The 15063-nt window shown below is 40.3% G+C and carries 10 protein-coding genes; 8 read left to right on the plus strand and 2 right to left on the minus strand.

Annotation, left to right across the window (positions count from 1 at the left end; genetic code table 11):
• Positions 1-33: 33 nt before the first annotated feature.
• The 3 genes from BMX11_RS11810 to BMX11_RS11825 all read left to right on the plus strand — a co-directional run bounded on the left by BMX11_RS11810 (position 34) and on the right by BMX11_RS11825 (position 4803).
• Complete coding sequence (locus BMX11_RS11810) at positions 34-1962, plus strand: TlpA family protein disulfide reductase (protein ID WP_175474542.1); 1929 nt, start codon at positions 34-36, stop codon at positions 1960-1962.
• A gap of 1 nt (position 1963) precedes the next feature.
• Positions 1964-3028, plus strand: a complete 1065-nt coding sequence (locus tag BMX11_RS11815; RefSeq protein WP_090884467.1) for an alpha/beta hydrolase family protein — start codon at positions 1964-1966, stop codon at positions 3026-3028.
• Positions 3029-3684: 656 nt separating this feature from the next.
• The gene (locus BMX11_RS11825) at positions 3685-4803 is read left to right on the plus strand and encodes a Gfo/Idh/MocA family protein (RefSeq protein WP_090884470.1); all 1119 of its coding nucleotides are present in this window, start codon (positions 3685-3687) and stop codon (positions 4801-4803) included.
• Positions 4804-5002: 199 nt separating this feature from the next.
• Here BMX11_RS11825 and BMX11_RS11830 read toward each other — a convergent pair whose 3' ends face one another.
• A complete protein-coding gene (locus tag BMX11_RS11830) occupies positions 5003-5986 on the minus strand; it encodes a YheT family hydrolase (protein ID WP_090884473.1) in 984 nt (327 codons plus the stop codon).
• 316 nt (positions 5987-6302) lie between these two features.
• On the opposite strand from BMX11_RS11830, the gene BMX11_RS11835 reads away from it, so the two are divergent.
• The 5 genes from BMX11_RS11835 to BMX11_RS24660 all read left to right on the plus strand — a co-directional run bounded on the left by BMX11_RS11835 (position 6303) and on the right by BMX11_RS24660 (position 13741).
• Entirely contained in the window at positions 6303-6956 is a 654-nt protein-coding gene (locus BMX11_RS11835; RefSeq protein ID WP_090884476.1) for a 1-acyl-sn-glycerol-3-phosphate acyltransferase, read from the plus strand.
• 453 nt (positions 6957-7409) lie between these two features.
• Entirely contained in the window at positions 7410-7811 is a 402-nt protein-coding gene (locus tag BMX11_RS11840; protein WP_090884478.1) for a hypothetical protein, read from the plus strand.
• Positions 7812-7974: 163 nt separating this feature from the next.
• Positions 7975-9093: an efflux RND transporter periplasmic adaptor subunit gene (locus BMX11_RS11845; RefSeq protein WP_090884480.1), complete on the plus strand. Its 1119-nt coding sequence runs from the start codon at positions 7975-7977 to the stop codon at positions 9091-9093.
• 69 nt (positions 9094-9162) lie between these two features.
• Positions 9163-12321, plus strand: coding sequence for an efflux RND transporter permease subunit (locus BMX11_RS11850; RefSeq protein WP_090884482.1), 3159 nt, complete (start codon positions 9163-9165; stop codon positions 12319-12321).
• Entirely contained in the window at positions 12308-13741 is a 1434-nt protein-coding gene (locus BMX11_RS24660; protein WP_090884484.1) for a TolC family protein, read from the plus strand. Before BMX11_RS11850 ends, BMX11_RS24660 begins: the two co-directional genes overlap by 14 nt.
• Before the next feature lie 297 nt (positions 13742-14038).
• Here BMX11_RS24660 and BMX11_RS11860 read toward each other — a convergent pair whose 3' ends face one another.
• Positions 14039-15058, minus strand: a complete 1020-nt coding sequence (locus BMX11_RS11860) for an endonuclease/exonuclease/phosphatase family protein (protein WP_245738648.1) — start codon at positions 15056-15058, stop codon at positions 14039-14041.
• Positions 15059-15063 lie beyond the last annotated feature (5 nt).

A 15063-nucleotide genomic window follows, 5' to 3' on the forward strand; every position in this document is an offset into this window, starting at 1 on the left:
CTTTTAACACACAACAAATATATTTTTATTACTATGAAAAAAATAATTATTGCAAGTGCCATCGCACTTGCAATCCATGTCACTTCAGCCTTTGCTCAAGACAAAAATTTTAAACTAAGCACGGAGAAACCTGTTGCAGGCGAAGAAATTGGCGTTACTTACAATCCCAAAGGCACTGTGCTGGCAGGAAAGAAGAATGTAACAGCAACAGTTTATCAGTTTTGCGATTATAAATGGATTAAAAATGAACTAGCTTTAGAAAAAAAGGATAGCATTTGGACAGCAAATTATACCCTGCCTAAAAATGCGAGTATTGTAGCTTTCAAATTTAAAAGCGGTTCAACTGTAGACATCGGGCAAACAAGTGCTTATGCATGGCTTCTGTTTGATAAGGAAGGTAAAAATATGCCCGGTGCATATGCAGGCTGGGCATTTTTAAGAAATGCCTCAGTACCTGAGATGTTTCCTGATTTTACTAAAGATAAGTTCCTGATTGGTGATGATGTAGTGGTTTACTGGATGCAGCAACAACTGCGTTATTTTCCATCAAGCAAGCGGGATATTTTTTATGCACATTCTAAAGTTTTGAAAAAGGTCGATGCCGAAAAGGCAAGGGCCCTGGCACTTCAGGACCTGTCGTTAATTAAATCCCTGCCTGATAAAAATTTGAATGACCTGAAAAATATCAAAAAGGTTTATGCTGAGGTGCTTGACAATCCTTCAGCTGCCGATTCTATGGGGCGTGTGATTGCAGCTATTGACTCTGCAGCGATAAAGCGCCGTAATCCGGAAAAGTTAGCTGCAGCCAAAGCGCTTAATGGCGAAAGGGATTATAAAAAACTGTTGCCTGCAATGATTAATTTTCTTGAGCTATACCCGATGGATAAGGCGGATAGAGCTTTTGATCAGGCTAATTGGATTGATTACTCAAAATTTTATAGTTCAATCGCAATTATGGCCTCTGTTGATAAAGATTCGGTAACCTTTAAGAAATATGTAGCTCAGGCACCTTTATCCAGTCTTCCAAACCTATTTTATAAGAGCATGTATGTTCCGTACGTATCGCTTAAAACTTTTAATGCACAGGAAGCATACGTATTTGCCAGACCGATGATGAGTAGGTTAATGCAATTTAAAGAAATAAATCGCGATGCCTTTATGGATATTTACCTGAACAATGCCGGAGTTTACGCAGATATACTCATGCACTTGAACAAGGATGAAGCTGCATTGAACTTTGCCTCTGCTGCGCAACAGAAATACGAGTATGGGAATTCTCCACTGAATGAAGTAAGCGCCATATTATTAGAGCGAAACGGACAAGCGGAAAAGTTAAAATTTACGCTGGAAAGTAGCATGAGAAAAAATCAGATGACACCGCTCATGTTGGATATGTTAAAGAAAAACTACATCGCATTAAACAAGAATGAGAGTGGTTATGAGAGCTACCTGGCAACCTTAAAAGATTTGAAACTCGATTCAGCTCTGGAAAACAAGGTTAGAAAGTCGATGATTAATAAAACCGTTCCAGAATTTAACGTGAAGAGCAATCGTGGAAAAATGGTTAAACTCAGCGATCTGAAAGGTAAAATTGTGGTATTTGATTTCTGGGCTTCATGGTGTGCACCTTGTAAAGCTGCTTTCCCGGGCATGAAAATGGCCGTGGAGAAATACAAGAATGATAAAGACGTAGTTTTCTATTTTGTAGATACCCAGGAAAAGATGAAGGATTATGAAGCTTATGTGTCCAAGTACCTAAAGGATAATAATTACGATTTCAATGTGTTGTTTGATGCAAATGCAGCCTTTTCCAAAAGCTACGGCGTTGGAGCGATTCCGCATAAGATGGTGCTGGATAAGAATGGAAAATTACGTTTTTCAGAAGTAGGATATATGGGCAGCCCTTCAGAATTGGTTGATGAGATTAGTATGATGGTAGAATTGGCACGTAAAGGAGAATAACATGAAAAGAATTTTTTTCATTGCACTATTATTGACTTCGGCAAACATTTTTGCACAGGATACCGAGGTATTGTTTAATAATGCAGATAAAAGTATTACGATTGGGGCCACAATATCTGCTCCAAAAGGGCATAATAGCGGTAATGCGGTTGTTTTAGTTTCTGGCGGTGGTGTACAAGATCGCGATGGTAAAATGGCTGGCCACCCTTATTTTAAATTACTGGCCGACTATTTTAATTCAAAGGGCTTAACCGTATTGAGGATGGATGACAGGGGAATAGGTAAAACAACGGGGCAGTATGATCTTGCCACAACTGCTGATTTTGCCGATGATGCCCTTTCTGCCATTGCTTACCTTAAATCACGGAAGGATTTAAAATTGAAACGCATTGGTTTGGTAGGACATAGCGAAGGTGGCGCGGCATCCGCGATTGCAGCAGCTAAATCCAAAGATGTTGCTTTCATTATAAGCTTGGCAGGTTTGGCACTGGATGGTCAGTCTTCCTTGAAGTTTCAAAACGAAGATCTTGTTGCAAATGCAAAGATAAGTGACATCGATAAAAAGCGTTCTAATGAAATTAATAACCTGATGTTTAAAACAGCTTATCAGTATGTAGATTCTGTAAATATGGAACAGAAACTGAATGATACCTATAATGAGTGGAAGAAAAAAGATGATGCCTATTTCAAAACGCTCAATATTGAATTCGATCATTTTCGATTTCCGGTGTATAGCTATGTTATGAATGCAGTAAAGCCTTGGTACAGGTATTTTCTTAAGTTTGATCCCGTTAATTTCTTGCCTAAAGTAAAGGTTCCAATCCTGGCTATAAATGGTGACAAAGATCTAATGGTTAGATCTGAGGTGAACCTTGCCAATTGGAAGAATTTGCCACTAAAAGGAGGAAATAAGGATGTCACTATAAAGCAGATATCAAGTATGAATCATTTGCTTCAACATTGTATTACCTGCGAACCACAAGAATATGCGCAGATTAAAGAAGCAATCACGCCTGAGGTTTTTGAAACGATAAGTAAATGGCTGGAGGCTAATGGTTTAATGTAGTATTACTTTATAGAATTTTAGTTATTAATTAATTGCAGGTTAACTGATGTTGCCTGCATTTTTTTTGTTCCAGAAAGGGGTAATTATTTGTTGATGGATGTAAAATGTAGGAACTATATTCAATAGCATATGTCATTAATGCAGAGATAGCAGGTTGTTTTTTCCTCTTAATCCCGATCCGATTTCTATATGTTTAAGCGCTCGACTATCTTTTGGGCTATTACTTCAACAAGGAGACATTTCTTACCTTCGGAGATATAAAACGTAAGCCAGCTATTTTTGATCCTGTGCCGGGTACCCAATGTTATTAACTTGAGGAGAAAACTAAAATGGATTGTCAATTCTGAGCCTGTTGAAGGGTAATCCATTTTAGTTTTCGACTTATTAAGAGGGTCTTCGATTACTTGTCCCGATTTCACCTCAGAAGCTCTGACTGACAGCATTCAGCTTAAGTTAACAGCATTGCCTGGGTACCCTGGCTTCTTTAAACTGAGCTGGGAGTCATGCTAGGCAGGTAAGCAATCAAATCTCAAAAACTAAATGTGACATGTTGATGTTAGGTTGTATATTGTAAATCAATGAATTGGGTGGAATCAGTGCCCTTAGCAGATAGGGCTTAAGATTAAGCTTTTCACATAAATAGCCATAAAAGGAATATGAATACCAGAAGAGATTTTCTAAGAAAAATGGGGGCATCGGCATTGATGCTTCAATTGGGTTCAATAACATCTTTCTCATCAGCAGCTAACCAAATCGGAAAGCCGTATGAGGGGAGAGTACTCAGGGTAGCTATCATGGGTTTAGGTGGGTATGGAACCCGTGTCGCAGAAGCTATGAAAGCCTGCACTAAGGCAAAGCTTGTAGGTGTAATTAGCGGAACGCCTTCAAAAATAAAAGCTTGGCAAGCTCGCTACAATATCCCTGAAAAGAATTGCTATAATTATGACAACTTCGATCTGGTAAAGAATAATCCGGATATAGATGCCATTTATGTCATTACCCCAAATGCACTGCACCACAATCAGGTTATCCGTGTAGCAAAAGCAGGAAAACATGCGATATGCGAAAAACCAATGGCATTAAATGCCAGGGAAGGCCAGGAAATGATCGATGCCTGTAAAAACGCAAATGTAAAGTTGCTGGTCGGCTACAGGATGCATTTTGAACCCCGTACGCTGGAGGTACTTCGGATGAGAAATGTGGGTGATTTCGGTAAAGTCATGTTTTTCCAGGCGCAATGTGGTTTCAAAGCCGGCGACCCAAGCCAGTGGCGGTTAAATAAAGCACTTGCAGGTGGTGGATCTATGATGGATATTGGAATTTATGCGATTAACGGGGCAAGGTATATGGTGGGTGAAGAACCTGTTTGGGTAACCGCTCAGGAAACCAAGACTGATCCGTTAAAGTTTAAAGATGGTGTAGATGAGACCATACAATTTCAATTGGGTTTTCCCAGTGGCGCTATAGCCTCCTGCTTGTCTAGCTATAATATCAGTCACCTGGATAGGTTTTATTTGAGTGGAGAGAAAGGCTTCGCAGAAATGCAACCTTCTACGGGTTACGGCCCGATTAGGGGAAGAACACATAAAGGGGAGCTTAACCAGCCAATAACTACCCACCAAACTGTTCAGATGGATGAAATGGCGACTATTATTTTTGATGATCACAGGCCGGCGATTCCAGTAAACGGGGAGGAAGGTTTGAAAGACCTTAAAATTATTGATGCGATATATCAAGCTGCGGAAACGGGGTTGAAGGTTAAGGTAAAGGGCTGAAGCAAAGATGATTTTGTATTTACTGTTCAAGGTAGGGCAATTATGGAAAGTATTAATCTTAACTGAGGTTTCATCCGCACCTGGATGGTCAATAACGTCCTCTTTATATGATCTAAGTCTGGCTAAGGTTATGTTAGAAATGTACTATTTTTATATTAAATAAACGCAATGTGGCCGTATTCGCAGTGCTTTACTCTGCTTAAAATTTCGGTCCCCTGCTCCAATCATTAAGTATTTTTACTTCCTCAGCCAGAAATTTTTCAAGTCTATTGGGCATCCATGATTTCTCGGCTGAAATAGGGAAAGCAGAATGACCGCCATGTTTAGGAATATCAAGAAATAGGTAATCAGAAGTTCTGGCTAAATCGATAGGATAGGAGGTGTCGGATAAAAACGGATCATTTTTGGCATTTACCAGTAAAGTAGGTATACGAATCTTCGCCAGGGAATCCAGGCTACTGCCTGCCGAATAGAAATCATCTAATGCGCTAAAGCCACAAAATGGTGCAGTAAAATTTTCACTGAACCCTTGAACAGATATTATTTGCTCTAGTTTATTTAAATCGAATATTCCAGGGTGCTGGGTTTCTAATTTTCGGACTTTATTTTTTAGTTTGAGCAAAAATTTTTGTGAATAGATTCGGTTAACGAATCGGTCAATTTCTTGTTCAGATTTCTGTAAATCACAGGGTGCAGAAAAAGCAGCAATAGCCCGTAGGTTGGTGGGCGTGCTATGTCTGGCTACAAAATTTAGCGACATGTTTGCGCCTAATGAAAATCCTACAAGCACAAGTGAATGATATTTTTCCGCATACTCATTTACGACTATTTCTATATCATTTGTTGATCCCCCATGATAGAGCACAGGCAAACGATTCATTTCTCGCCCACAACTCCGCGCATGCATGGCTAAAATATCCCAACCAAGTGCACTAAAATGTTGCGCCATTTGCTGTACATAATGACTTCTCGAATTGCCCTCTAGTCCATGGAAAAGCATCATCAGTTTATCATTGCCAGCCCGAATCCAATCGAGTTCTAAGAAATCTCCGTCAGCTAATTCTAGCTTCTCAGTTTGGTAAAGTGTATTGTCTCGCTTTACACCAAAAACCGGTGCTATAGTTTGCAAGTGTCTATTGAAAAGATAAGCTGGCGGACGGTAATATGATTGTACGATTGGCATAATTGTAATTCGGACTAGGGAGTTTAAAGGAAAGCTGTATGTGTATTAAGTAGGCGTAAAATAGTTAAATTATAGCTATCCATTAATCACCGCAAAGGTAAAATAAATACAAGTCATTTTAAATAGACCCCAAGAAGTTAGGGTTTACAATACCTGATTACTAGGCCAAAAACAACAAACCCGATCTTAAACCTTTTCTGTCTCTAAATCGTGTAAATTTTAAATATGATTGGAAAAAACTAACTTTACCATCAAGTTTACACGTCTTAAATGAGTGTAAAACCAATAAAACCAGCTGATCCCACAACCTTTACTCATGATTAAAGACAAACCTAATAAATTTATAAAATGGCTAGCCACAGGAATTTCGGAGCGATGGATTTTACGTCATTTTGCTGCTATAAAATTTATTGGAGAGTTAGAGGTAAAAAATGATCGTTCTTGCCTGATGCTCATGAATCATTACAGCTATAATGATGGAGCGATTCTGAATCGTATTTGCCGGCTACTTTTAAAAAAGCAATTAAGGGCAATGGTGGTCGAAGCACAACTGAAATTATTTCCAGCCTTGAAATACTTTGGTTGCTTTTCAGTGAATAAAAAGTCGAGAAAGATGATCGAATCTTTGAATTATGCCACAGAGTTGCTTAAAGATCCCAATATCATGCTAGGTATTTATCCACAAGGAGGATTATTTTCCATACATTTAAATAAAATACATTTTGTAAGTGGATTGGAATATATCTTTAAACGTTCTCAATCAACACCTTACCAGGTTTTTTTCGGCGTAACATTGCTCGATTATCTGGAAAGCTTTAAACCGATAGCTCGTGTATACCTCATGGAATATAATGGCGAACGACAGGTTGATAAAATGGAAGAAGCTTACAACTTATTTTATTCAGAGTGTAAACAAAAGCATCAACGGTTTTATAATGCACCAGAAAGGGTAATTGATATTAAAGGGTAGCTAGTTGTTTTTGGTATAATTGTGTATTTCAATGAAACAGTATAGTACATTTGGGGCCAAACTATGCAAATTCGATGCCAGGCACTTGCCCCTTTAGTTTTCAGGTTTGACTTTCCGCTTAGGCGAATCTACATTTTATCGGATAGTTATTTTTGACAGGTCTGATCATATACCAGGTTGGATTTGACTTAGTGGTGATTTCGGTACTTTGCCATTTATTTGAAACAGCATTCGGACTTAAGGAATACAGGTAACTATAAGCCATTGAGTGCTTATTTGGGATACGAAAAGACATCTTTTATAGGATGACGGCTAAAGATTGGATTTGCTTTCTGCGTGGTAAAAAAAAGAATTTGACTACCTGATAACTAACATAGTTTCAATTCTGTTACATTATAAGATATTATTTTTTAGGCCTAAAGACCTATATTTGTGCCACACACCTGGGATTTGATGATAAGTATAGACGAGGATTTTTACATCAGAAAAAAATTTCTAAGGCTGAATCTGGTTTCAGTACTTCCCTTGCTTCTTTTGGCCACATTTTTTTTTCGTGGTCAGGCATTTAGTCATTTTTCCTCCAATACGCATACACTCTTAACCAATGCGGCACAACTGCTGGCTCCTGAAAATGGTGATGAGCAAGTTAAAAAAACGATCTCTTCATTAGATACCAAATGGGCAAAATACCGGAAGAAATATAAGCATCTAAATGATTCCAGCAGTGATCTTCAGCCTTTTCAAAAAAGGGTAGAAGCGAGATTAAATTTTATATTCAGCCCATATTTAGGTTACGAGAGCCCATTTTTTCGCTTAGAACAGCATTCTTTTCTTCATAGGCTGGCGTATTTCTGATCTTTTCTATTTAAAGTCCTAATTATTACCGTACTTCTTAAGATATGTTCCTGAATATCGCTCAGGGCAGTAGTACGGTTATGTTTTTGAACAAAGACATCATTTAGTGGATGTTTTTGCTCAAAAACTAGTTCTATGTGCTTACAGATAAAGACAATACACCATGAAAATTAAATGCATAGTCATTGCAATCCTGGCAGCTGCACTGCAGTCCTGCACCGGAGAGCAGACTAAGAAAAATGATAATGATATAGCGGAAATACCTGTTTTAAAACTTGTTCCACAGGATACATCCCTTTCCTTTGACTACGTTGCTGATATCCAGGCCGTGAAAAACGTAGAAATACGCTCACGTTCGCGCGGTTTTATTGAAAAAGTTTTGGTAGATGAAGGTCAGAAGGTGAATAAAGGCCAATTGCTTTTTAAACTAAATGACAATGAATACCGGATTGAGCTCAATAAGGCTAAGGCTAATTTATCCAGCGCTAAATCTGCGGCGAGTATCGCTAAGGTAGAATTGGACAGGATAAAAAGTCTGGTAGAAAAGAAAGTGATCTCAAGCTCTGAGCTTACCTTGGGCAAGGCCAGGCTGGAAGAGGCAGAGGCACGGATCAAGTCGGCAAGGGCGATGATTGATGATGCAAATCAAAGGTTATCGTATGCACAAATCCGTGCACCTTTTGAAGGTATTATTGATAGAATCCCGTTAAAAACGGGAAGCCTTATAGAGGAGGGAGCATTGCTCACAACGCTTTCTGATACGCAAAATATGTATGCTTATTTCGATATTTCCGAAAACGAATACCTGCAGTTTACCAAGGCTGGAAACGGAAGGTTTGATCAGGATAAGCAAACCAGTCTGATCCTGTCTGATGGATCCGTTTATCCTTTAAAAGGGAAGATACAGACGCACGAGAATATATTTTCAGGTAATACAGGTTCAATCGCCTTCAGGGCAATTTTCCCTAATCCAAAAAATGTGCTTAAACATGGTGCTTCCGGAAAGGTCAAACTTCATTCGGCACTCAAGCAAAGCCTGCTCATCCCTCAGAAATCGGTTTTTGAAATTCAGGATAAAAACTACGTTTTTGTACTGGGCAAAAACAATACGGTGAAAATGAAAAGCTTCATGCCTAAAATGAGGCTGCCTGGATATTTTGTATGTGGTGAGGGGCTGAATGCCGGTGATACCATTGTATACGAAGGGATTCAGAATATCCGCGATGGGGCAACAATTAAGCCGGTAGCCACCAGCCAAAAGGTGCTCTTTGCACAAAAGTAATTTATTGAAATATTTTCATCTATGCCGTTCCGTTTTGCGGAGCATGGCATTGTATTATCCTATAATTAAATGGTAGAAACATTTATCAGACGGCCGGTACTTTCACTGGTCATCTCGCTAATATTGATTTTATTGGGCGTTTTAGCCTTATTTAAACTGCCCATAACGCAGTTTCCCGATATTGTGCCACCATCGGTAGTGGTAACGGCCAATTATAATGGTGCTAACGCTGAGGTGTGTGCCAAAGCGGTGGCCACACCATTGGAAAAAGCCATAAATGGTGTTCCTGGTATGACTTACATGAATACTGTAAGCAGCAACAATGGGGTAACCTTGATTCAGGTGTTTTTTAACGTAGGCACCGATCCGGATCAAGCTGCTGTAAACGTACAAAACCGGGTAACTACAGTTCTTGATGAGCTTCCTGAAGAAGTGATTAAAGCTGGTGTAACCACCGAAAAGGAAGTAAACAGTATGCTGTTATACTTAAATATAACCAGCAAGGATCCCGGGATGAACGAAGAGTTCATCTATAATTTCGCGGATATCAATGTACTTCAGGAGCTAAAAAGGATTGATGGTGTTGGATTTGTGGAGATAATGGGTGCCAGAGACTATTCTATGCGGGTATGGCTTAAACCTGACAGGATGCTGTCGCATAATATTTCAACTGAGGAGATCATTGAGAAAATGCGCAGCCAGAATATTGAAGCTGCACCGGGTGTAGCGGGTGAAAATTCGGGGAAAGGCACTGAGGTGAAGCAATATGTGTTGAGGTATACCGGAAAATTCAATAATAAAGACGAATATGAAAATATGGTCCTCAAGGCTCAGCGTGATGGAGGGGTAACCCGTTTAAAGGATATTGCAGATATCGAATTTGGTACGGTGAGTTATGATATGGTTTCTAAAACTGATGGGAGGCCTTCCGCGTCCATTATGATCAAGCAACGTCCGGGATCGAATGCCAGTGAGGTAATTGATAACATCAAATCCAAAATGGCCAGTTTAAAGAAGAATTCTTTTCCTCCAGGAATGGAATATAATTATGCCTATGATGTTTCGCGATTTTTGGATGCGAGTATTCATGAGGTACTCCGAACCTTAATAGAGGCATTTATATTGGTTTTTATAGTGGTTTTCATCTTTCTGCAAGATTTTCGCAGCACCTTGATCCCTGCGCTGGCTGTACCTGTTGCACTGATCAGTACCCTTGCGTTTCTGCTGATAATGGGTTTTTCGATCAATATTTTAACACTTTTTGCTTTGGTTCTTGCCATCGGGATTGTGGTAGATAATGCAATAGTTGTGGTTGAAGCAGTTCACGTGAAAATGACTGAAGAACACTTACCACCAATGGAAGCCACCATATCGGCGATGAAGGAAATCAGTGGAGCCATTGTAGCCATTACCCTGGTGATGTCGGCGGTGTTTGTGCCTGTGGCCTTTCTTTCTGGACCAGTAGGTGTTTTTTACCGTCAGTTTTCACTCACCTTAGCCATTTCAATTGTTATTTCAGGAATCAATGCCTTGACTTTAACTCCTGCGCTTTGTGCATTAATGTTGCAACATGGCCACAACCAGGAGAAAAAAAGGGGACCTATCCAACGTTTCTTCAATTTGTTTAACCGTGGATATAACAAAACCGAACGAAAATATGGTCGCCTGGTGAGGTTGATCATAGGTCGTAAACCCGTAACAATAGCCTTGCTTTTATTTTTTATACTGGCTACCTGGTTAGGAAACAGTATCCTTCCATCGGGGTTTATTCCTACCGAAGACCAGGGGATGGTTTATGTGAATGTTACCACTCCGCCAGGATCTACAGTAGAGCGTACAGAGGAGGTGTTAGATAAAATTCATGCCGTAACCAAAGGGTTTCCTGCAATAGAGAATGTGAGTACACTGGCAGGTTACAGTTTGATGAGTGATATTACTGGTGCTTCATATGGCATGGCTATGATTAATCTTTCGGCGTGGGATGACCGGGAGGAAAGTGTTGAGGATCTGATTGCTAAGCTCAAAACACAAACAAATGGCATAAGTGACGCTGCCATTGAGTTCTTTTCCCCTCCAACTGTGCCCGGCTTCGGAAATGCGAGTGGCTTTGAACTTCGGTTGCTAGATAAAAATAAGGGCGGCGATCTGGAAAAGACCGCCAGGGTGACCGAAGATTTTCTGGCTTCGCTAAAGAGCAACAGTGCTATTTCAGGGGTATTTACAAGTTTTGATCCTAATTTTCCACAGTATATGATCCATATCGATCAGGATATGGCAGCACAAAAGGGCGTAACGGTTGATAATGCGATGAGTACACTTCAAACGCTAGTGGGAAGTTACTATGCCACCAATTTTATCCGGTTTGGGCAAATGTATAAAGTAATGCTCCAGGCCTATCCTCAATATCGCAGCAAGCCTAGTGATTTATTAAGTTTATATGTAAAGAATGATCGTGGGGAGATGATACCATATTCATCATTTGTTTCCCTGGAGCGGGTATATGGTCCTGAGCAGATAAACCGCTACAATATGTATCCCTCAGCGATGATTAACGGTGATGCGGCGGCTGGTTTTAGCAGTAGTGATGCGATAGAAGTTGTGGAGCAAACTGCAAAGGAGAAACTACCACGGGGATTTGATATAGAATGGTCAGGAATGACCCGCGAACAGATTCTTTCGGGAAATCAGGCGATCTATATTTTTATCATTTGCCTGGTATTTGTTTACCTGATCCTTGCTGCTCAGTATGAGAGTTTCCTGCTACCGCTTCCGGTACTTTTATCGTTGCCTGCCGGAATTGCAGGTGCATTTTTTACGTTAAAGTTTGCCGGCCTGGAGAATAATATCTATGCCCAGGTGGCATTGGTCATGCTGATCGGTTTGTTGGGTAAAAATGCCATCCTGATTATCGAATTTGCTGAACAAAAACGCAAGGCTGGCCTGTCGGTGAGCAAGGCTGCTGCCATGGGAGCAATATCAAGGCTCAGGCCTATTTTGATGACTTCGTTTGCTTTTGTTGCGGGGCTTATCCCACTTTGTATTGCTTCCGGAGCAGGTGCCGTAGGTAACCGGTCTATCGGGATGACAGCCGTAGGAGGGATGCTTATCGGAACATTGTTCGGCGTAGTGCTGATTCCAGGCCTTTATGCCCTTTTCGCAAAATCTAATAAGATTAAAAACAAGCCAGATTTGGCAAATAGTAAAAGACTCCAAAATGAATCTATATAAAAGAATATCCCTTTTTTGTTATCCGGTAGTTTTACTGGTGTTAATTATCCAATCCTGTGGATCCGTAAAGCAAACCAGCTTGCCTTCGCTTAAAAAGTTGCCCGACAGTTTTAATGCTGTTCGTACTGAGGCACAAAGCCTAAACTGGGAAGAGCTTTTTACACAGCAGGAGCTTAAGGCGCTTATTGATAGTGCTTTAGTTAATAATCTTGATCTTAAGTCTGGGCTTCAACGGATTTTAATGGCAGGTGCAAACCTGAAGTTGAGCAGATCACAGTTGCTTCCGGCTTTAAACCTGGGGCTTTCAGCGGGTGTAGATCGCTTCGGCAATTACACCATGAACGGTGTGGGAAATTATGATACGAATTTTTCCGAGCGTTTGAGCGCGGACCAGAAAATACCTAATCCAACCCCAGATTATTTTATGGGTTTCAGAAGTTCCTGGGAGATTGATATCTGGGGTAAATTGTCTCAGCGTAAACAAGCAGCTTACAACCGTTATCTGGCCAGTACCAAAGGTCTTCAATGGTTTAAAACACAATTAATTTGTCAGGTAGCAGAACTTTACTATGAACTTATCGCACTTGAAAAACGCCAGGAAATTCTCCAGCGAAATATCAAACTTCAGCAAAAGGGCCTGGAGATTATTGAAGCACAGCTAGTTGGAGGTAGGGCTACTTCCCTTGCTGTGAGTCAGTTCAGGGCTCAAAAGCTGGCCACCGAGGGGAAGCAGTTTCAGATTAGACAGGCCATAATTCGAATTGAAAACCAAATCAACCTGATTAGAGGGCAATATGAAGGGGCAGTGGCACGTGATACCAGTGCAATGAATAAAGCGCTGCCAAATCAGCTTTATACCGGAATTCCATCCAGTGTTTTACTTTCCCGGCCTGACATCCAAGAGGCTGAGCTGCAGCTCAAAGCTACAAAAGCAGATGTAAGCGCCGCCAGAAAGGCGTTTTTTCCATCCCTTAATTTAAACGGATATGTGGGGTATAATGCATTTAAACTTCCGCTATTATTTTCACCAAGTTCTCTGGCAGCAGGATTTCTGGGCGGGCTCTCAGCACCATTACTCAATAGGGCAGCATTGAAAAACACTTACAAGCTGGCCAACTCTGCACAACTTTCAGCCTTTTATAATTATCAGAAAAAGATTATTAAGGGATACCAGGAAGTGTCTGCGCAACTTTCGGCAATAGAAAACTATAAAAAGGCTTATCAATATAAAACCAGGGAGGTTAAAGAACTTAGCAACGCTGTGGCCAATGCAAATGACCTTTACCTTGCTGGTTATGCCAGTTATTTAGAGGTGATAGTGGCCCAGGCCAGCGTATTAAATGCAGAAATGGAACAGGTAGATATTAAGCAGGCATCCTACACTGCACTGATAGGTTTATTCAGGGCCTTAGGCGGTTAAGGGGCTTCCTAGTAATTTACGGTTAAACTGATTTAAGAATAATATGCTTAGCCTACTATCACACTAAGCTGATGAGTTGTGATAGAATAAAAATAAAGCAAGAGGGCGAAAAGGTCCTCTTGCTTTATTTTTTAAGAAATTGGTGCTGAACGGAGGCATCATTCGCATATAAACGCAATTTCGTTTAAGAAGTGTATTTTTATTTGGTTGTACATGGCTATAACTACTTTTGTTGCATCCCTATTCCCAAAAAAATTCTCCTTTAGCGGTTTGGTTATGTAACTTCTCGCTACTTTCCTATAGCTGATCTGTAGGGGTATTGATTTTTTGTTCTGCAAGCGCCCTTTCTTCTTGTGTAGCAACCGGAATCTCATTTTTCTTTTCTGCCTGTGGGGCATATTCAAGGTTTACACACATAGGATAGTGGTCAGAGCCACAGCTGCTGAGTCTATTAATTGATTTGAGCGAAAAATCCCCGGAACAGAAAATATGGTCAAGTGGAAACCGGAGGAAAAAGTACTTGGCATTAAAACTGTTAAAAAATCCCCTCCCGCGTCTCGGATCTAATAATCCACTGATTTTTCCAAAAAGATCTGTAGTGTAACTCCAGGCCACATCATTTAAATCGCCCATTACAATAACCGGAAGTTGACAGTTCTTTGCCTCTTTTGCAATCATCAGGATCTCTTTATCACGCTCGGTTGATCTTGGATTTTCCTGGGGTACGGGAGGCTGTGGATGCAAACAGTAAAGCTTTACGGGCTGTCCTATAGGCAAAATAACTTCTGCTTCTATGGAAGGTATATCCTGTTCAACGAGAAATTTAACCTCTCCGCTCAATGGTAACCTGGAATATAACACCATCCCATATGTATTTTCCAATGGCGCTTTTAATTGGTAAGGATATTTCTGTTCTATCGCTTCCATCTGGTTCTGCCACCATAAATTGGTTTCCACTAAAAGGATCACATCAGGATCACATTGTTCTATTAATTTGTAGTACTGGTGCGATTGCCTGTTTTCCTGGTAGACGTTGGCAATCAGAATTTTAAGGTTGCTGGGACCCGAAGGACTTTTTGTGGTGATGATCTGTTTTTTAGCCAGTGGAGTGTAAGGGAAAACCAGGTAACATAGATAGATCAGGTTAATGGCCAAACCAATCAATACCACATATCCAGGCACATCTTTGGGGAAAGCCATTAACAATGTCCCCAAAAACAAAATGATATTTAAAACAAGCTTTTGAAGCCTGGGATACTCAAATACACGGAAAACCCAATAATCATGTCTGATAAAAGGGACTATGGTTGAAAACATTAAAA

The sequence above is a fragment of the Pedobacter rhizosphaerae genome, from assembly GCF_900111155.1.
GTDB classification, from domain to species: domain Bacteria; phylum Bacteroidota; class Bacteroidia; order Sphingobacteriales; family Sphingobacteriaceae; genus Pedobacter; species Pedobacter rhizosphaerae.

Excerpts from the sequence above, each read along its gene's own strand:
- BMX11_RS11825 (WP_090884470.1), top strand. The coding sequence starts at position 3,685 with ATGAATACCAGAAGAGATTTTCTAAGAAAAATGGGGGCATCGGCATTG.
- BMX11_RS11845 (WP_090884480.1), top strand. The coding sequence starts at position 7,975 with ATGAAAATTAAATGCATAGTCATTGCAATCCTGGCAGCTGCACTGCAG.
- BMX11_RS11840 (WP_090884478.1), top strand. The coding sequence starts at position 7,410 with ATGATAAGTATAGACGAGGATTTTTACATCAGAAAAAAATTTCTAAGG.
- BMX11_RS24660 (WP_090884484.1), top strand. The coding sequence starts at position 12,308 with ATGAATCTATATAAAAGAATATCCCTTTTTTGTTATCCGGTAGTTTTA.
- BMX11_RS11860 (WP_245738648.1), bottom strand. The coding sequence starts at position 15,058 with ATGTTTTCAACCATAGTCCCTTTTATCAGACATGATTATTGGGTTTTC.
- BMX11_RS11835 (WP_090884476.1), top strand. The coding sequence starts at position 6,303 with ATGATTAAAGACAAACCTAATAAATTTATAAAATGGCTAGCCACAGGA.
- BMX11_RS11810 (WP_175474542.1), top strand. The coding sequence starts at position 34 with ATGAAAAAAATAATTATTGCAAGTGCCATCGCACTTGCAATCCATGTC.
- BMX11_RS11830 (WP_090884473.1), bottom strand. The coding sequence starts at position 5,986 with ATGCCAATCGTACAATCATATTACCGTCCGCCAGCTTATCTTTTCAAT.
- BMX11_RS11850 (WP_090884482.1), top strand. The coding sequence starts at position 9,163 with ATGGTAGAAACATTTATCAGACGGCCGGTACTTTCACTGGTCATCTCG.
- BMX11_RS11815 (WP_090884467.1), top strand. The coding sequence starts at position 1,964 with ATGAAAAGAATTTTTTTCATTGCACTATTATTGACTTCGGCAAACATT.